The 17,214-nt window shown below is 58.2% G+C and carries 18 protein-coding genes and 3 tRNA genes; 16 read left to right on the forward strand and 5 right to left on the reverse strand.

Annotation, left to right across the window (positions count from 1 at the left end; all coding sequences use genetic code 11):
- Positions 1-25: 25 nt before the first annotated feature.
- From M6G53_RS22350 to rnt, 4 genes are all read left to right on the forward strand, one after another.
- Entirely contained in the window at positions 26-646 is a 621-nt protein-coding gene (locus tag M6G53_RS22350; protein WP_436286548.1) for a TetR/AcrR family transcriptional regulator, read from the forward strand.
- A gap of 91 nt (positions 647-737) precedes the next feature.
- Entirely contained in the window at positions 738-1,841 is a 1,104-nt protein-coding gene (locus M6G53_RS22355) for an alkene reductase (RefSeq protein ID WP_253334573.1), read from the forward strand.
- 337 nt (positions 1,842-2,178) lie between these two features.
- Positions 2,179-2,586: a lactoylglutathione lyase gene (gene gloA / locus M6G53_RS22360; RefSeq protein ID WP_253334574.1), complete on the forward strand. Its 408-nt coding sequence runs from the start codon at positions 2,179-2,181 to the stop codon at positions 2,584-2,586.
- Between the two features lie 76 nt (positions 2,587-2,662).
- The gene (rnt, locus tag M6G53_RS22365) at positions 2,663-3,346 is read left to right on the forward strand and encodes a ribonuclease T (RefSeq protein ID WP_197658817.1); all 684 of its coding nucleotides are present in this window, start codon (positions 2,663-2,665) and stop codon (positions 3,344-3,346) included.
- A gap of 67 nt (positions 3,347-3,413) precedes the next feature.
- Here the strand turns inward: rnt and M6G53_RS22370 are convergent, their stop codons facing one another.
- The gene (locus M6G53_RS22370) at positions 3,414-3,761 is read right to left on the reverse strand and encodes a Grx4 family monothiol glutaredoxin (RefSeq protein WP_004931329.1); all 348 of its coding nucleotides are present in this window, start codon (positions 3,759-3,761) and stop codon (positions 3,414-3,416) included.
- 416 nt (positions 3,762-4,177) lie between these two features.
- On the opposite strand from M6G53_RS22370, the gene M6G53_RS22375 reads away from it, so the two are divergent.
- Together M6G53_RS22375 and sodB are read left to right on the forward strand one after the other, a co-directional pair.
- Positions 4,178-4,996, forward strand: a complete 819-nt coding sequence (locus M6G53_RS22375) for a C40 family peptidase (RefSeq protein WP_253334575.1) — start codon at positions 4,178-4,180, stop codon at positions 4,994-4,996.
- Between the two features lie 199 nt (positions 4,997-5,195).
- Entirely contained in the window at positions 5,196-5,774 is a 579-nt protein-coding gene (sodB, locus tag M6G53_RS22380; protein ID WP_004931333.1) for a superoxide dismutase [Fe], read from the forward strand.
- A 61-nt stretch (positions 5,775-5,835) separates the two neighbouring features.
- On the opposite strand, the gene cydH is transcribed toward sodB, so the two are convergent.
- Complete coding sequence (gene cydH / locus M6G53_RS22385) at positions 5,836-5,925, reverse strand: cytochrome bd-I oxidase subunit CydH (RefSeq protein ID WP_094143265.1); 90 nt, start codon at positions 5,923-5,925, stop codon at positions 5,836-5,838.
- Positions 5,926-6,249: 324 nt separating this feature from the next.
- Here cydH and purR point away from each other — a divergent pair, with 324 nt between their 5' ends.
- Positions 6,250-7,275, forward strand: a complete 1,026-nt coding sequence (gene purR / locus M6G53_RS22390) for an HTH-type transcriptional repressor PurR (protein WP_049200355.1) — start codon at positions 6,250-6,252, stop codon at positions 7,273-7,275.
- Here the strand turns inward: purR and punR are convergent.
- Positions 7,272-8,216: a DNA-binding transcriptional activator PunR gene (gene punR, locus M6G53_RS22395; RefSeq protein ID WP_253334576.1), complete on the reverse strand. Its 945-nt coding sequence runs from the start codon at positions 8,214-8,216 to the stop codon at positions 7,272-7,274. The two genes, purR and punR, sit on opposite strands and share 4 nt — an antisense overlap.
- A 123-nt stretch (positions 8,217-8,339) precedes the next feature.
- On the opposite strand from punR, the gene punC reads away from it, so the two are divergent.
- Positions 8,340-9,551, forward strand: a complete 1,212-nt coding sequence (gene punC / locus M6G53_RS22400; protein WP_253334577.1) for a purine nucleoside transporter PunC — start codon at positions 8,340-8,342, stop codon at positions 9,549-9,551.
- A 344-nt stretch (positions 9,552-9,895) separates the two neighbouring features.
- Positions 9,896-11,047 (forward strand): cyclopropane fatty acyl phospholipid synthase, encoded by a 1,152-nt coding sequence (gene cfa, locus M6G53_RS22405; RefSeq protein ID WP_253334580.1) that lies wholly within the window; start codon positions 9,896-9,898, stop codon positions 11,045-11,047.
- Positions 11,048-11,119: 72 nt separating this feature from the next.
- Here the strand turns inward: cfa and M6G53_RS22410 are convergent, their stop codons facing one another.
- Together M6G53_RS22410 and M6G53_RS22415 are read right to left on the reverse strand one after the other, a co-directional pair.
- Entirely contained in the window at positions 11,120-11,413 is a 294-nt protein-coding gene (locus M6G53_RS22410; protein WP_253334582.1) for an I78 family peptidase inhibitor, read from the reverse strand.
- A 54-nt stretch (positions 11,414-11,467) separates the two neighbouring features.
- Positions 11,468-12,118, reverse strand: a complete 651-nt coding sequence (locus M6G53_RS22415; protein ID WP_253334584.1) for a riboflavin synthase subunit alpha — start codon at positions 12,116-12,118, stop codon at positions 11,468-11,470.
- 238 nt (positions 12,119-12,356) lie between these two features.
- On the opposite strand from M6G53_RS22415, the gene M6G53_RS22420 reads away from it, so the two are divergent.
- The 7 genes from M6G53_RS22420 to M6G53_RS22450 all read left to right on the forward strand — a co-directional run bounded on the left by M6G53_RS22420 (position 12,357) and on the right by M6G53_RS22450 (position 16,963).
- Entirely contained in the window at positions 12,357-13,733 is a 1,377-nt protein-coding gene (locus M6G53_RS22420) for an MATE family efflux transporter (RefSeq protein ID WP_253334586.1), read from the forward strand.
- A 182-nt stretch (positions 13,734-13,915) separates the two neighbouring features.
- Positions 13,916-13,992 (forward strand) — tRNA-Val (locus tag M6G53_RS22425).
- A gap of 20 nt (positions 13,993-14,012) precedes the next feature.
- Positions 14,013-14,089, forward strand: a tRNA-Val gene (locus tag M6G53_RS22430).
- A gap of 20 nt (positions 14,090-14,109) precedes the next feature.
- A tRNA-Val gene (locus tag M6G53_RS22435) sits at positions 14,110-14,186 on the forward strand.
- A 120-nt stretch (positions 14,187-14,306) separates the two neighbouring features.
- A complete protein-coding gene (locus M6G53_RS22440) occupies positions 14,307-14,612 on the forward strand; it encodes a cupin domain-containing protein (RefSeq protein WP_049200269.1) in 306 nt (101 codons plus the stop codon).
- Between the two features lie 393 nt (positions 14,613-15,005).
- A complete protein-coding gene (gene pykF / locus M6G53_RS22445) occupies positions 15,006-16,418 on the forward strand; it encodes a pyruvate kinase PykF (RefSeq protein WP_060419184.1) in 1,413 nt (470 codons plus the stop codon).
- A gap of 308 nt (positions 16,419-16,726) precedes the next feature.
- Positions 16,727-16,963, forward strand: a complete 237-nt coding sequence (locus tag M6G53_RS22450; RefSeq protein ID WP_004931354.1) for a major outer membrane lipoprotein — start codon at positions 16,727-16,729, stop codon at positions 16,961-16,963.
- Positions 16,964-17,214: the final 251 nt, after the last annotated feature.

The following is a 17,214-nucleotide window of genomic DNA, read 5'->3' on the forward strand; positions in this document are numbered from 1 at the left end:
ATTGTCCTAGACCAATCGGTCTATTATGCTCGGCACCATGATGACCAAATCAACGCATTGCAACGTGGACACACGTGAACATCTGCTCGCCACCGGCGAAACCCTCAGCCTGCGCCTGGGCTTTACCGGCATGGGGCTCAGCGAACTGCTGGCCACTGCGGGCGTGCCGAAAGGCTCGTTCTACCACTATTTCCGCTCGAAGGAAGCCTTCGGCGAAGCGATGTTGCAGCGCTATTTCGCGCATTATGATGCAGAAATGCAGGCGCTGTTTGCCGATAGGCACAGCGATGCCCGCCACCAGCTGCTCGGCTATTACGCCCAGGCCATCAGCTACCACTGCCGCAGCGAATGCCACAACGCCTGCCTGGCGGTGAAGCTTTCCGCCGAGGTGAGCGACCTGTCGGAACCGATGCGCCACGCGCTGGAAACGGGCACCGCTCGCGTGATTGGCCACCTGCAGGAGGCCATCGAGCGCGGTATCGCCGAAGGTTCGCTGTCGGTGGCCATGAGCCCGGCAGCGACCGCAGAGACGCTGTACTCACTGTGGCTCGGTGCCTCGCTGCGCGCCAAGATCCGCCGCTCGCTGGCGCCGTTGACCAGCGCGCTGGAAAGCATCGAGTTACTGCTGCGCCCGCCGCAGCCGTAACGGCAACCGTCTATTTTTATTGATAAACGCAGTTCATGGTTTTTTTATCGCCCACCACTAGACGACCAGTCTATTAAATACAGGATGCACTATGAAGACTGAAAAATTGCTCTCTCCGCTGAAGGTTGGCGCCCTTACCCTGCCCAACCGCGTGTTTATGGCGCCGCTGACGCGTCTGCGCAGCATCGAACCGGGCGATATTCCTACGCCGCTGATGGCGGAATATTACGCACAGCGCGCCGGTGCGGGCCTGATCGTAACCGAAGCGACACAGGTTTCCTTCCAGGCGAAAGGCTACGCCGGTGCGCCGGGCCTGCATACGCCAGAGCAGATCGCCGCGTGGAAACACATCACGCAGGCAGTGCATGATAAAAACGGCCATATCGCGGTGCAGCTGTGGCACGTAGGCCGTATCTCCCACGCCAGCCTGCAGCCGGGCGGGCAAGCGCCGGTCGCCCCTTCGGCGATCAACGCCGAAACCCGCACCACCGTGCGTGATGAAACCGGCGCCTGGGTGCGCGTACCAACCTCCACGCCGCGCGCACTGGAAACCCGCGAGATCCCGGGCATCGTCAACGATTTCCGCCAGGCCACCGCCAACGCGCGGGAGGCCGGCTTCGACTTTATCGAACTGCATGCGGCCCACGGCTATCTGCTGCACCAGTTCATGTCGCCGGCCTCCAACCAGCGCACCGACCAATACGGCGGCAGCATCGAGAATCGCACGCGCCTGACGCTGGAAGTGGTCGACGCGGCGGTTGCCGAATGGGGTGCCGAACACATCGGTATTCGCATCTCGCCGCTGGGGCCGTTCAACGGGCTGGACAACGGTGAAGATCAGGAAGACGCGGCGCTGTACCTGGTCGAAGAGCTGAACAAGCGCAACATCGCCTACCTGCACATCTCCGAACCGGACTGGGCCGGCGGCAAACCGTATTCCGACGCCTTCCGCGACTCGGTGCGCGCCCACTTTAAAGGGGTAATCGTCGGTGCCGGCGCCTACACCGCCGAAAAAGCCGAAGCGCTGATCGAAAAAGGTTTCATCGACGCGGTGGCCTTCGGCCGCAGCTACATCGCCAACCCGGATCTGGTGGAGCGCTTCCGTCAGCATGCACCGCTGAACGAGCCTAAGCCGGAAAGCTTCTACGGCGGCGGTGCCGAAGGCTATACCGACTATCCGTTTCTGGCCAAGTAACCTGTCCTGATCCCAAACGGCCATGCGATTGCCTGGCCGTTTTTTTATGCGCCGCACGCAAAAAGGCCCGCACGGGGCGGGCCGGTGTTCCCTGGTGTTGTTTATACTGCAGTTCAATTTCTACACGGTTACCGCCTGAATTGATAATTGATTGTGCAGATCAATTACTTCGTATCGATCGGTACGCTCGATCAATATTTAAACACCCGCGGCGCGAAGCCAGCATGTGACACTGTCACCTACCCGTCACGTTGAATTCCCTTGCGGGACAAGGCTATACTCGCTTGTGCTGCAATCCACCCGCCGTCTGCCACGGCACAGTCAATCCAGAGGAATTATGCGCTTACTCCATACCATGATCCGCGTCGGTGACCTGCAACGCGCCATCGACTTCTACACCAAGGTATTAGGCATGCGCCTGCTGCGCACCAGCGAAAACCCAGAGTACAAATACTCGCTGGCTTTCGTCGGCTATACGGAAGAGAGCGAAGGCGCGGTTATCGAACTGACCTATAACTGGGGCACCGACAGCTACGAGATGGGCACTGCCTTCGGCCACCTGGCGCTGGGCGTGGACGACGTTGCCGCCACCTGCGACAGCATCCGCCGCGCAGGCGGCAAGGTCACCCGCGAAGCCGGCCCGGTGAAAGGCGGTACCACGGTGATCGCCTTCGTCGAAGATCCGGACGGTTACAAAATCGAGCTGATCGAAAATAAACACGCCGGCCAGGGCCTCGGCCACTAAGCCTTCCCCAGGGCGCACATGCGCCCTGCTGATCTCCGCGCGATAGCGCCTGCAACCGGGCGCAAAATTTGCCATAATGCGCGCTGCATTCGATGAAGATAAGAAACTGATGGCCGAGAAAAGTGATCTTAACGCCCTGAGTGGTCGTTTTCGTGGGTTTTATCCCGTAGTAATAGATGTTGAAACCGCCGGCTTCAACGCCAATACCGATGCGTTGCTGGAGATCGCCGCCGTGACGCTGAAAATGGATGAAGACGGCTGGCTGCAACAGGACGAAACCCTGCATTTCCACGTGGAGCCTTTCGAGGGCGCCAACCTGCAACCGGAAGCGCTGGCGTTCAACGGCATCGATCCGCACAACCCGCTGCGCGGCGCGGTCAGCGAATATGACGCGCTGCACGCCATTTTCAAGGCGGTGCGCAAAGGCCTCAAGGATCGCGGTTGCAACCGGGCCATTATCGTGGCGCACAACGCCAACTTCGATCACAGCTTCCTGATGGCCGCGGCCGAACGCGCCGGCCTGAAGCGCAACCCGTTCCATCCGTTCGCTACCTTCGACACCGCCGCGCTGAGCGGCCTGGTGCTGGGCCAAACGGTGCTGGCGAAAGCCTGCATCGCCGCCGGCATGCCGTTCGACAGCAGCCAGGCACACTCCGCGCTGTACGACACCGAACAAACCGCCCTGCTGTTTTGCGAGCTGGTCAACCGCTGGAAACGCCTCGGCGGCTGGCCGCTGCCCACCGGCGATCTCGCCGAATAACGCAACAAAAAAGGCGGCCCAGTTTGCACTGGCGCCGCCCGTTACGCGATAACCGCAAGCCCGTCGATTAAGACTGCTGGTCTTCCTGCGCTTTATACTTTTCTGCGGTTTCTTTGATCAGCTGCTGCAATTCGCCGCGCTGATACATTTCGATGATGATATCGCACCCGCCGACCAGCTCACCGTCAACCCACAGCTGCGGGAACGTCGGCCAGTTGGCGTATTTTGGCAGCTCGGCGCGAATATCCGGGTTTTGCAGAATATCCACGTAGGCGAAACGCTCGCCACAGGCGGACAGCGCTTGCACAGCCTGAGCGGAGAAACCGCAGCTCGGCAGCTTTGGCGAACCTTTCATGTACAGCAGAATCGGGTTTTCAGCGATCTGGTGCTGAATTTTTTCAAGTGTCGTCGTCATTTATTGCTTCCTCAAGCCACATTTCATGGCTACAACATGCATCACGCAGGCTATTGTAGCGGCTGGAACAGTCGCAAGAAAACGCCATCTTTTGCAAGGATATTCGCCCGCTGCCGATCGCGTTTCACCGGCCACGTCATTCCGGTCAAAACATACGCTGAGAATAACATTTTTAATCCGACCATTTCACTAATATATTGCGCCGCGACAACGGCGCGGCCGAATTATATCCGCCGCCGCCAGATGGCGTTTTTTCATACAGCAACAGGCTGATTTTGAAACAAAAAAAATGTCATTAACGTTTTCTCACAATATGGATTATTATTTATGAGTTCTTCGCTGTTTTATATGGCGAAATTCGGGAATACTGTAACTCTTTCGATATCCGTTTCGGGGCCAAGGTTGGTGACGTCGACATGCGTTTAATTCTTACGCTCTTTGCGCTGCTGTTTACGCAGCTCTTCTTCAATTTGGCGCATGCTGCGCCGCAGGCGCGTGTTGCCGCCGAGCAGCGTAAAAGCCATGCTAATGAAGCGCGGCCCGATGACCGCAGAAAAAAGAAAGCGGACAAAGCCGCCAAAAAAGCCAAAGTGACGGCCCCCGAGAAAAAAACCAAGACCGCCAAGGCGAAAAGCGAGAAAAGCGCGAAAAAGGTCGTCAGCGCCAAACCCAAGGCCAAAGCGCAGAAAACCGCCAAGATTAAAGTCACCCCGCCGAAAAAGGGCTATAAAAAAGGCTATGGTCGCCACCGCGAAGCCGGTATGGCTACCGCCAAGCTGGCACGTGAAGAAAAGCCGTTGAAACTCAGCCCGGCGCACAAAAAACGCTACCAGCACGCCAAGCAGACCGCGATGGCCAAGCTGATGGGCCAGATGGGCAAACCTTACCGCTGGGGCGGCAGCTCGCCGCGCACCGGCTTCGACTGCAGCGGCCTTATCTATTACGCCTACAAAGACGTAGTGAAAATCAAGATGCCGCGTACCGCCAATGAGATGTATCACCTGCGCGACGCGGCGCCGATCAAGAAAAGCGAACTGGAAAGCGGCGATCTGGTGTTCTTCCGCATCAACAACCGCGGCGTGGCGGACCATGTCGGCGTCTACCTCGGCAACGGCAAATTCATCCAGTCGCCGCGCACCGGCGAAGAGATCCGCATCAGCCAACTCGACAACGACTATTGGCAGAACCACTACATCGGCGCACGCCGCGTAGTGACGCCGAAAACCATTCGTTAATTCCCTGTTCTGCGCGGTTGCGGCCCCGGCCACAACCGCCTGCTCAAGCTATCGCCCATCGCACTTCCCCACGCGCATTTCTCGCTTTTCCGCCTGTTTTTTATGATGAAAATTGTTAAGATTGAATGACCACAATAAAAAACGGCCCATCCGGCGCTCGCCCCGGCGGGAAACGCATGGCGCTGTAAAGGAGGAAGCAATGTCGTTTGAATTACCTGCATTACCGTATGAGAAAAACGCGCTCGAGCCGCACATCTCCGCCGAGACCCTGGAATACCACTACGGCAAACACCACAACACCTACGTGGTGAACCTGAACAACCTGGTGAAAGGCAGCGAGTTCGAGGGCAAATCGCTCGAAGAGATCATCAAGACCTCTAACGGCGGCGTCTTCAACAACGCGGCGCAGGTGTGGAACCACACCTTCTACTGGCACTGCCTGTCGCCACAGGGCGGCGGTGAGCCGCAGGGCGAACTGGCGGCGGCGATCGTCAAATCCTTCGGCTCTTTCGCTGCCTTCAAAGAGCAGTTCACCGATGCCGCCGTGAAAAACTTCGGCGCCGGCTGGACCTGGCTGGTGAAGAAACCGGACGGCGCGCTGGCGATCGTCAACACCTCCAACGCGGCCACCCCGCTGACCGGTGAAGACAAACCACTGCTGACCGTTGACGTGTGGGAACACGCGTATTACATCGATTACCGCAATGCGCGTCCAAAATACCTGGAAAACTTCTGGGCGCTGGTCAACTGGACCTTCGCAGCGGAAAACCTGGCGTAAGTTCAGGCTTTGACAGGACAAGGCGCAGCCAGGCTGCGCCTTTTTTAAAACCGGCGGGAAATCAGTTCAACGCGGCAACAAAGCTGAAAGCGATAATCATCGCCAATGCGCAGACGGTGGTGAACAGCGACATCTTCAGATCGGTATCCATGACAACTCCTTTAAAATGGGCTTTCCTAAGGATAAAAGGCGCACAATTAGTACGTCAAATCATTTTCCCACAGTTCGCCGATAAAATCTTGTTATCATTTCCCGGTTTATAATCTCGATTACCTCTTCCACTTTTGTTCAATATGCGACAAAATTCGCAGTTCACAACTGCGTACCGGCATTCATGCCCCTCCTGATTAAGCGCTGAAGACTTCAACACACTAAAAACTCAGTTTTCGCTTCTCTGGAGAAGGATCTACGTAGGCAAACGATTAACATCACACTTACATGCTGTAAACATGTGAGTTCAGGAGTCATTCCTTACATGGCAACGATTAAAGATGTGGCCAAACGCGCGGGCGTTTCCACCACCACCGTTTCGCACGTCATCAATAAGACTCGTTTCGTCGCCGAAGAGACCAAAGCGGCCGTGTGGGCCGCCATCAAAGAGCTGCACTACTCGCCGAGCGCCGTGGCGCGCAGCCTGAAAGTCAATCACACCAAGTCGATCGGTCTGTTGGCCACCTCGAGCGAAGCCCCCTACTTCGCCGAAGTGATCGAGGCGGTGGAAAACAGCTGCTACAGCAAAGGCTATACCCTGATCCTGTGCAACTCGCACAACAATCTGGACAAGCAGCGCGCCTATCTGGCGATGCTGGCGCAAAAACGCGTCGACGGCCTGCTGGTCATGTGCTCCGAGTACCCCGATCAGCTGTTGGGCATGCTGGAAGACTACCGCAACATCCCGATGGTGGTGATGGACTGGGGCGCGGCACGCGGCGATTTCACCGACACCATCATCGATAACGCCTTCGAAGGCGGCTATCTGGCCGGCCGTTACCTGATCGAGCGCGGCCACCGCGATATCGGCGCCATTCCGGGCCAGCTGTCGCGCAACACCGGCGGCGGCCGTCACCAGGGCTTTATGAAGGCGCTACAGGAAGCGCATATCGAGATTCGCGAAGAGTGGATCGTTCAGGGCGACTTCGAGCCGGAGTCCGGCTACAAGGCGATGCACCAAATCCTGTCGCAAAAGCAGCGGCCGACCGCGGTATTCTGCGGCGGCGACATCATGGCGATGGGCGCCATCTGCGCCGCCGACGAGCTGGGGCTGCGAGTGCCGCAGGATATTTCCGTGATCGGTTACGACAACGTGCGCAACGCCCGCTACTTCACCCCGGCGCTGACCACCATTCACCAGCCGAAAGAGCGCCTGGGCGAAATGGCCTTCACCATGCTGCTGGATCGCATCATCAGCAAGCGCGAAGAGTCGCAGGTGATCGAAGTGCATCCGAAGCTGGTCGAACGCCGCTCGGTCGCCGACGGCCCGTTTATCGACTACCGCCGCTAATCCCCCGCGCCGGAAGCCTGCACGGCTTCCGGTTCCGCCTCGCTCAGCCACTCCTGGTTCAGCGTCTCCCCATCGCCCAGATACGCCAGCAGCCAGCTCATCGCCGGTGAGGGCTTATCCTGTTGCCAGGTCAGGCAGCAAGGGCTGGCGGGAAACGGCTGCTGCAGCTGCAACGCTTTCAGCTCACCGCGCTGCACCAACGGCAGCGCCCGATGCGCCGGCATCATGCCGACGCACAGCCCGGCGCGCAAACAGTCGAGCGCCGAGCTCCAGTCCGGCACCACCAGCCGCCGCTGGTTATCCAGCGTCCAGGTGACACGCTTGGGCAGAGTGCGTGAAGTGTCCTCCAGGCAAAGCGAAGGGTACGGCCGCAGCCGATCGTCATTCAGCGGCCCCGCCAGCTGCGCCAGCGGATGCTGCGGGCTGACCACGCACAGCCAGTTCATATAGCCCATGTCGCGGAAGGCGAAACCGCCGCCGACCGGCACCGCCCGCGTGGCGCCGATCGCCATATCCGCCCTGCCGTCCACCAACGCATCCCACACGCCGTTGAACACCTCGGGTTGCAGCAGCAGCTCGACGTCGGGGAAATGGCGGTAGAAATCCAGTACCAGCTGGCGGCTGCGCTGCGGTTTGACGATGATGTCCACCGCGATATTCAGCTGGCCGCGCCAGCCGTTAGCCACCTGCTGACAGTGGCGACGGGTGTCGAGCATTTTTTTGATAACAACTCGCGCGTCCTTGATAAACAGCGCACCGGCCGGCGTCAGCTCCACGTCGCGGTGACGCCGCTCAAACAGCGGCACCGCCAGCCATTGCTCCAATTGCCGAACGGTATAGCTCACCGCCGACGGCACCCGGTGCAGCTCCTGCGCCGCCGCGCTGAAACTGCCGGTGCGCGCCACCGCGTCAACAACTTCAAGAGAATATTCAGACCACATCGCTTTGCCTTCAATTTTTTTAACAGCACTTTGCAAATATTACCGTTTCACAAGCAGAGATCCAGCCGGATACACTGGCCGGCGCTAAAAACCTGCGACATTAAAATATTAACGAGAAATACCATGCGAAATTCCTTTGGCTTTATGTTCTACCTCGCCGGCCTGAGCATGCTGGGTTATCTGGCGACCGATATGTACCTGCCCGCCTTCGGCGCCATGCGGGAGGAGTTGCAAATTTCCACCGGCGCGGTGAGCGCCAGCCTGAGCATCTTCCTGGCCGGCTTCGCCTTCGCGCAGCTGCTGTGGGGGCCGCTCTCCGACCGTCTGGGCCGCAAACCGGTCTTATTGATCGGCCTGACGCTGTTCGCTCTCGGCTGCCTGGGCATGCTGTGGGTGGAAAACGCCGTGCAGCTCTGGATCCTGCGCTTTATTCAGGCCGTCGGCGTCTGCTCCGCCACCGCCATCTGGCAAGCATTGGTGGTCGACCGTTACCGCGAAGGCCAGGCCAACCGCGTGTTCGCCACCATTATGCCGCTGGTGGCGCTGTCGCCGGCGCTGGCCCCGCTGCTGGGTGCCTGGTTGCTGAACCACGCCAGCTGGCGCGCGATCTTCGCCGCGCTGTTGGTGATCACCGCGCTGCTGCTGCTGCCGACGTTGATGCTCAAAGAGCGCGCCAAAACGCAACCCACCGCCGATGTGCCAAAAAACGGCGCCAGCTTCTGGCAGCTGTTGAAATCGCCGGTGTTCAGCGGCAACGTCGCCATGTACGCCGCCTGCTCGGCCGGCTTCTTCGCCTGGCTGACCGGCTCGCCGTTCATCCTCGGCGATATGGGCTACGGCCCGAGCGACATCGGCCTGAGCTACGTGCCGCAAACGCTGGCCTTCCTGCTGGGTGGCTACGGCTGCCGCGCCGCGCTCAAACGCATCAATGGCAAAACCCTGCTGCCGTGGCTGCTGGTCGCTTACGGTGTCAGCATGGTGGCGCTGTATCTGGTGGCGACCCTGACCGATCCGACGCTCACCACGCTGCTGATCCCGTTCTGCGTGATGGCGCTGGTCAACGGCGCCGGCTACCCGATCATGGTGGCGAATGCGCTGATGCCGTTCCCGGAAAGCAGCGGCAAGGCCGCCGCGCTGCAAAATACGCTGCAGCTGGGGCTGTGCTTTGTGGCGAGTATGCTGGTATCGGCGTTCATTGCCCAGCCGCTGTTGGCGACGGTGACGGTGATGGTATCGACGGTGATCCTGGCCGCGCTGGGGTATTTCCTGCAGCGGGGAAAAGCGGCCGATGCGCAGCGGAAGGCGCAGCGGGAACATGCTAACTCATCGTCATAATTACCAAGTTTAATAATCACTTAAAGAATATGCGTGCCGAGTGCGATTTACGGTTGAGTCAACGCCTCGGCGCGCCTATACTCAAAAACAACCTTGTAAAGTAACACCTTATAATCTCTATATCTCAATTAGCTTTTGTGTACGCGCTTTGCGTCACACTCTTTTTTTAAGGATGCGTTTATCCCGCGCCGTTCGCGCCGGGTAGCTTCTTAAAATTTCCTCTGTTCATAGTCGGATATCAGACGCCGCGGGCCTATTTTCCGCCGGTAAACGTATGTACCCGCAGAAATTGTCTAAGCTGTTTCCTAACGGGTCATCAGTCAGAAGAAGGTGATGGAGAAGCTATGAGTTCATCGTGTATAGAAGATCTGAGCATCCAGGACAATCAGTGGTACCGTATCGCGCATGAGATGCTCGGCCTGGCCGGCATTGAAATCAACGGTTCGCGCCCCTACGATATTCAGGTTAAAAACCCCGATTTCTTTAAACGCGTCTTGCAGCAAGGGTCGCTGGGGCTGGGCGAAAGCTATATGGACGGCTGGTGGGAATGCGAGCGGCTGGATATGTTCTTCCAGCGCGTGGTCAGCGCCGGGCTGGAGAAGAAACTCCCCCACCACCTGAAAGATACCCTGCGCATCGCCGCCGCGCGCCTGACCAATCTGCAATCGAAAAAGCGCGCCTGGATCGTCGGCAAAGAACATTACGATCTCGGCAACGATCTGTTTACCCTGATGCTCGATCCTTACATGCAATACTCCTGCGGCTACTGGAAAGACGCCACCACGCTGGAGGAGGCGCAGGAAGCCAAACTGCGGATGATCTGCGAAAAACTGCAGCTGCAGCCAGGCATGCGCTTGCTGGACATCGGCTGCGGCTGGGGCGGCCTTTCCGCCTACGCGGCGAAAAACTACGGCGTATCGGTGGTCGGCGTGACCATTTCCGCCGAGCAGCAGAAACTGGCTCAGGCGCGCTGCGCCGGGCTGGATGTGCAGATCCTGCTGCAGGATTACCGCGATCTGCATCAGCAGTTCGATCGCATCGTCTCCGTCGGCATGTTCGAGCACGTCGGGCCGAAAAACTACCGCACCTACTTCAACGTGGTGGAACGCAATCTGGTGCCGCACGGCCTGTTCCTGCTGCATACCATCGGCTCCAACAAAACCGACATGAACGTCGATCCGTGGATCAACAAATACATTTTCCCGAACGGTTGCCTGCCGTCGGTGATCCACATCGCCCAGGCCAGCGAAGGCCATTTCGTGATGGAAGACTGGCATAACATCGGCGCCGACTACGATCGCACGCTGATGGCCTGGTTCGAACGCTTCAAGCAGGCGTGGCCGCAGCTTGCCCCGCGCTATTCCGAACGCTTCGAGCGGATGTTCAGCTACTACCTGAACGCCTGCGCCGGTGCGTTCCGGGCGCGCGATCTGCAGCTGTGGCAGGTGGTGTTCAGCCCGAAAGGCGTTGAAGGCGGCATTCGCGTCGCGCGCTGAACGCTTTCCCAATAAAAAAGCCCCGGCAACATCATCGCCGGGGCTTTTTTTTGCTCTTTAGGACCCTGCGGGTTAACCGCAGTAAACGCGAATGATTTTATCGTTGCTATCGCCGAGGAAGTTCAGGCGGCGCAGGTTGAAATCCATGGTAACGGCAGAGTTGTACGGAATGGCGCGCACCTTGGCGTCGATCCGCACGCCTTCCAGCGAAGTCATCGGCTTGCCGACGAAATTTTGATACTGCGAAGCGCCGCAGGTATCGTCCGCATCGGCCATTGGCGCGCCGGCGCCCTGCTCAGGTGAACTGCTGCAGGCGCTCAGCGCCAGCAACGCGGTTAACAACAACGTTTTCCCATAAAACTTCACGCGTTTCTCCTCTCTGCTTATGATTCGATGCCGGCGGCAACGCCAGAATCGCTGTCAGTCTTTGTGCGCAGGCGCCATCGCCGCCGCCAGCGTCGCTTCCCGGTTGGCCAGCACGCGCTCGACGGTGTCCACCACCGCCTGCGTTTGCGGATCGATTTCGATGTTCACCTTGTCACCCAGGCGTTTCTTACCCAGCGTGGTGCGATCCAGCGTTTCCGGGATCAGGTGCACGCAGAAACGGTTATTCACCACTTCGCCGATGGTCAGGCTAATGCCGTCGATACCGATGAAACCTTTATGCAGCACATATTTCATCAATTCCGCATTCGGCATGCGCAGCCACACCTGGCGGTTATTTTCCGACGTGTAAATTTTGGCCACTTCCGCCGTGCAGATAATATGGCCGGACATCAAATGACCGCCAATTTCGTCATTGAACTTCGCCGCCCGCTCGATATTGACGATGTCGCCCAGCGCCAGATCGCCGAGGTTGGTCAGCCGCAGCGTTTCCTTGATCAAATCGAAGCTGACGCGGTTGCCTTCCACCTCGGTGACGGTCAGGCAGCAGCCGTTATGGGCCACCGACGCGCCCAGCTCCAGCCCCGGCAGCAGCTCGGCGGGCATTTCGATCACGTGGGTGCGGAAATTGGGTTTCTCATCAATGGCGACCAGCGGCGCGGTGCCTTGTACGATACCGGTGAACATATGTGCCTCTTCTGACTAAATAGGTTAAAACACTCCCGGCAGTGTGCCCCAGTTGGCGCGGAAAACCAAATCCGCGTAGGCAAAAAACGCGCGCTTGCGCATTTAATAACTATTTATCTGCGGCGTTTGCTTAACGACGCCGAGCAGGTACAATATTTTTGACAAAATTCCGCTATTTTAATTGTTGTCCTCTCGCGGCAGCCCTCCCTCCCACATATATAAATAGAAAGGTGTATGCGTGCAGAAGTACTTAATTGAAGCGCGTAGTTTATTGGCTCTCGCTATCCCGGTCATCATCGCGCAAATATCGCAAACCGCCATGGGCGTGGTGGATACCATCATGGCCGGCGCCTACAGCGCCACCGACATGGCGGCGGTGGCGGTCGGCACTTCAATCTGGCTGCCGGCCATCCTGTTCGGCCACGGCCTGCTGCTGGCGCTGACGCCGGTGATCGCCCAGCTCAACGGCGCCGGGCGGCGCGATCGTATCGCCCATCAGGTGCGTCAGGGGTTTTGGCTGGCTTCCGGCGTGTCGGTCCTGCTGATCGTGGTGCTGTATAACTGCAAGTTCGTCATCGACATGATGCACAACATCGATCCGCAGCTGGCGGATAAAGCCGTCGGTTATCTGCACGCCATCATGTGGGGAGCGCCGGGCTACCTGTTCTTCCAGGTGATGCGCAACCAGTGCGAAGGCCTGTCCAAAACCAAGCCCGGCATGGTGATCGGCTTCCTCGGCCTGCTGGTGAATATCCCGATCAACTACATCTTTATCTACGGCAAGTTCGGCATGCCGGAGCTGGGCGGCGTCGGCTGCGGCGTCGCCACCGGCAGCGTCTACTGGATCATGTTCCTGATGATGCGCTGGTACGTGAAGCGCGCGCCGTCGCAGCGCGACATCAAACGCCAAACCGGCGATCTCGGCGGCCCTGACTGGGCGGCGCTGAAGCGCCTGATCGGCATCGGCATGCCGGTGGCGCTGGCGCTGTTCTTCGAAGTCACGCTGTTCGCCGTGGTGGCGCTGCTGGTTTCGCCGCTGGGGATAGTCGCGGTCGCCGGCCACCAGATCGCACTGAACTTCAGCGCGCTGATGTTCGTGCTGCCGCTGTCGCTGGGCGTTGGCGCCACCATCCGCGTCGGTTACCGTCTGGGGGAAGGCTCGGTTGAAGGTGCCCGTGTCGCCGCCTACTCTGCCATCGGCGTTGGCATCACCATGGCCGTCTGCACCGCGCTGTTTACCGCCACCTTCCGCGAACCGATCGCCCTGTTGTACAACGACAGCCCGGCGGTGGTGGCGATGGCCTCGCAGCTGATGCTGTTGGCAGCGCTGTACCAAATCTCGGATTCCATCCAGGTGATCGGCAGCGGCGTGCTGCGCGGTTATAAAGACACCCGCGCGATCTTCTTCATCACCTTCATCGCTTACTGGGTGTTGGGCCTGCCGAGCGGCTACCTGCTGGCCCTGACCGATGTGCTGGTGCCGGCGATGGGGCCGAGCGGTTTCTGGATCGGCTTTATCATTGGCCTGACCTTCGCCGCCATCATGATGGCGCTGCGCATGCGCTGGCTGCAAAAGCAGCCGACCGCCATCATCCTGCAGCGATCCACGCGCTGAATCCGCGCCCGGCTGGTTTCATCCCCGGCCGGGCTGCGGGTTTGCGGAAAAAAACGCCGGACTGCGCACAACCTCAGCAATCGCGTGAAATACCGAATAAAATTGCGCTTTTCCCCTTGCCAGCACGCGGGTAGCTCGTTAATATTCGTCCCCGCTGTCAGCCATGACAGACAGGAAAAGATGCGTCCGTAGCTCAGTTGGTTAGAGCACCACCTTGACATGGTGGGGGTCGGTGGTTCGAGTCCACTCGGACGCACCAAATTCCTGAAGCCGTACAGTGCGTCCGTAGCTCAGTTGGTTAGAGCACCACCTTGACATGGTGGGGGTCGGTGGTTCGAGTCCACTCGGACGCACCAAATTTCAGAAGCAGTGCAGTGCGTCCGTAGCTCAGTTGGTTAGAGCACCACCTTGACATGGTGGGGGTCGGTGGTTCGAGTCCACTCGGACGCACCATATTGCTGATTCATCTCTCCCCCTGTCGCGTTATACTTCCCGTTGTTTCATCTCTGCCCGACCGCCCGATTTGTATATCGTTCGCGCCGTGCTACCGCCATCAGCCATCAGGAACGCCACATGACCACCTTTACCGCCAAAACCGCCTTTTTACCGCTCGACAATGGCCTTGCCCGCCGTGAAGGCGTGATGAGCGACGGTTCACCGGCGGCAGAAGTGCGTTTCGAGGCCGGCGCCTTCGGCCAGCTGCAAAAGCCCCCGCACGCGCGGCAAACCCGGGTGATCTCCGGTGAATTCGAGTTTACCCTCGGCGGCGACACCCGGGTGGTACGGGCCGGCGAGAGCCTGATATTGCCGGCTAACGTCGCCAGCGGCTGCTTCTGCCTGAGCGCCGGCGTGCTGCTGGAAATCCCCCAAACGCGCTAAACCTCTATTTACAGCAAGGTTATTTGCGCAACAAGCGCCCGCAACGCGTTGCATTTGCGCCACATTTGCCCCGGTTTTGACCCATCCGCCGCGCCGCTGCGGTTTTTTATTTTGTTTCCCACCGCTTAGCCTTTATAATGCGCAACGTCTATCAGTTGAATGGTTTCAGCCCTTGATCTGCGAAAACGCAATAACAACACGATCTGATCTTACCCCGTTGCGCAGCATCCCCGCGCCCCCGCGCGGGCTGAATTTTTCCGCCCCGCTTCAACTGTCGTCACCTATCCTTAACTATGTTTTTCACCACCAGGCACGGCCCAAATTCCCTACCGGCGTAAACCGCACCGGTCAAATTCGTTTTTTTATCCATCACAACTTGTAGAAAACTCCGCCATGAAAAAGACCAAAATTGTTTGTACCATCGGTCCAAAAACCGAATCGGAAGAAATGCTGACCAACCTGCTCAATGCGGGCATGAACGTGATGCGTCTCAACTTCTCTCACGGCGATTATGAAGAGCACGGCAACCGCATCAAGAACATGCGCGCCGTGATGGCGAAAACCGGTATCAACGCCGGCATCCTGCTGGATACCAAAGGCCCGGAAATTCGCACCATGAAGCTGGAAGGCGGTAAAGACGCTTCGCTGGTCGCCGGCCAAACCTTCACCTTCACCACCGACCAGAGCGTGATCGGCAACAGCGATCGCGTGGCGGTTACCTACGCCGGCTTCGCCGCCGACCTGAAGATCGGCAACACCGTGCTGGTTGACGACGGTCTGATCGGCATGGAAGTCACCAACGTGACCGAAAACGAAGTCATTTGTAAGGTGCTGAACAACGGCGACCTGGGCGAGAACAAGGGCGTCAACCTGCCGGGCGTCTCCATCCAGCTGCCTGCGCTGGCCGAAAAAGACAAACGCGACCTGATCTTCGGCTGCGAACAAGGCGTCGACTTCGTGGCGGCGTCCTTCATCCGTAAACGCTCCGACGTGCTGGAGATCCGCGAACACCTGAAAGCCCACGGCGGCGAGCAGATCCAGATCATCTCCAAGATCGAAAACCAGGAAGGCCTGAACAACTTCGACGAGATCCTCGAAGCGTCCGACGGCATCATGGTTGCCCGTGGCGACTTGGGCGTCGAGATCCCGGTCGAAGAAGTGATCTTCGCCCAGAAGATGATGATCGAGAAATGCAACCGCGCACGTAAAGTGGTGATCACCGCCACCCAGATGCTCGATTCCATGATCAAGAACCCGCGCCCTACCCGCGCGGAAGCCGGCGACGTTGCCAACGCCATCCTGGACGGTACCGATGCCGTCATGCTGTCCGGCGAGAGCGCCAAGGGCAAATACCCGCTGGAAGCGGTCAACATCATGGCCACCATCTGCGAGCGTACCGATCGCGTGATGCCTAGCCGCATCGATACCCTGAACGACCGCCGCAAGCTGCGCATCACCGAAGCGGTGTGCCGCGGTGCGGTTGAAACCGCCGAGAAACTGGACGCGCCGCTGATCGTCGTCGCCACCAGCGGCGGCAAGTCAGCGAAATCCGTGCGTAAATACTTCCCGAACGCGGTGATCCTGGCGCTGACCACCAATGAAACCACCGCACACCAGCTGGTGCTGAGCAAGGGCGTTATCCCGCAGATGGTCAAGGAAATCGCCTCAACCGACGACTTCTACCGCATCGGTAAAGAAGCCGCGCTGGCCAGCGGCCTGGCGCAGAAAGGCGACGTCGTGGTGATGGTTTCCGGCGCGCTGGTGCCGAGCGGCACTACCAACACCGCCTCGGTACACGTGCTGTAATATAAAACGTGACATAATTACCTTGATCAAAACGCCGCTTTGCGGCGTTTTTTTTATCGGCAGTAACCTATTTTTCTCAAAACGCAACCGCGAACCGCTCATTATTTGGCTAATAACAAATCGGAGTAGTCCCATGGAAGCCGGCTGTTTTCCCTCGTTTTTTTAACTAATTTGTAAAACCAGATGCAAGTTTGAGCGAACGATCAAAATAAAGCACCCCAACACTAAAAAATTATTCTCTTTCGAAAAAAGTTTGTGTAATACTTGTAACGCTACATGGAGATTAACTCAATCTAGAGGGTGTTATAATGAATCGTACTAAACTGGTACTGGGCGCGGTAATCCTGGGTTCCACTCTGCTGGCTGGCTGCTCTAGCAACGCTAAAATCGATCAACTGTCTTCTGACGTTCAGACTCTGAACGCTAAAGTTGATCAGCTGAGCAACGACGTGAACGCAATGCGTTCTGACGTTCAGGCAGCTAAAGACGACGCAGCACGCGCTAACCAGCGTCTGGACAACCAAGCTCACGCTTACAAAAAGTAAGATAGCTTCGGTTATTGAAAACGGCGCACATTGTGCGCCGTTTTTTTTGCCTGCCCGTTGGCCCTTGCTCCCCTCCCACAGGCAAAAAAAAGAGGTTCAGCACGCTGAACCCCTCTTCGAACGCTGACCCGTCCTAAATAGCGTTGACACATTTTACTCACGCACAGAGGAAAATGTGATGAACCAGTATGTTAAACGCACACAACGCGATTATTCTCTATCCTTTAAATTAGCCGTTGTCGAACAGGTCG

This window comes from Serratia nevei (genome assembly GCF_024160145.1).
GTDB classification, from domain to species: Bacteria; Pseudomonadota; Gammaproteobacteria; order Enterobacterales; family Enterobacteriaceae; genus Serratia; species Serratia nevei_A.

Coding starts and splice junctions, on each gene's coding strand:
- M6G53_RS22375 (WP_253334575.1), top strand. CDS start 4,178: ATGCGTTTAATTCTTACGCTCTTTGCGCTGCTGTTTACGCAGCTCTTC.
- gloA (WP_253334574.1), top strand. CDS start 2,179: ATGCGCTTACTCCATACCATGATCCGCGTCGGTGACCTGCAACGCGCC.
- M6G53_RS22355 (WP_253334573.1), top strand. CDS start 738: ATGAAGACTGAAAAATTGCTCTCTCCGCTGAAGGTTGGCGCCCTTACC.
- M6G53_RS22370 (WP_004931329.1), bottom strand. CDS start 3,761: ATGACGACGACACTTGAAAAAATTCAGCACCAGATCGCTGAAAACCCG.
- M6G53_RS22350 (WP_436286548.1), top strand. CDS start 26: ATGCTCGGCACCATGATGACCAAATCAACGCATTGCAACGTGGACACA.
- M6G53_RS22440 (WP_049200269.1), top strand. CDS start 14,307: ATGACCACCTTTACCGCCAAAACCGCCTTTTTACCGCTCGACAATGGC.
- M6G53_RS22450 (WP_004931354.1), top strand. CDS start 16,727: ATGAATCGTACTAAACTGGTACTGGGCGCGGTAATCCTGGGTTCCACT.
- sodB (WP_004931333.1), top strand. CDS start 5,196: ATGTCGTTTGAATTACCTGCATTACCGTATGAGAAAAACGCGCTCGAG.
- M6G53_RS22415 (WP_253334584.1), bottom strand. CDS start 12,118: ATGTTCACCGGTATCGTACAAGGCACCGCGCCGCTGGTCGCCATTGAT.
- purR (WP_049200355.1), top strand. CDS start 6,250: ATGGCAACGATTAAAGATGTGGCCAAACGCGCGGGCGTTTCCACCACC.
- punC (WP_253334577.1), top strand. CDS start 8,340: ATGCGAAATTCCTTTGGCTTTATGTTCTACCTCGCCGGCCTGAGCATG.
- cfa (WP_253334580.1), top strand. CDS start 9,896: ATGAGTTCATCGTGTATAGAAGATCTGAGCATCCAGGACAATCAGTGG.
- rnt (WP_197658817.1), top strand. CDS start 2,663: ATGCGCGCTGCATTCGATGAAGATAAGAAACTGATGGCCGAGAAAAGT.
- pykF (WP_060419184.1), top strand. CDS start 15,006: ATGAAAAAGACCAAAATTGTTTGTACCATCGGTCCAAAAACCGAATCG.
- punR (WP_253334576.1), bottom strand. CDS start 8,216: ATGTGGTCTGAATATTCTCTTGAAGTTGTTGACGCGGTGGCGCGCACC.
- cydH (WP_094143265.1), bottom strand. CDS start 5,925: ATGGATACCGATCTGAAGATGTCGCTGTTCACCACCGTCTGCGCATTG.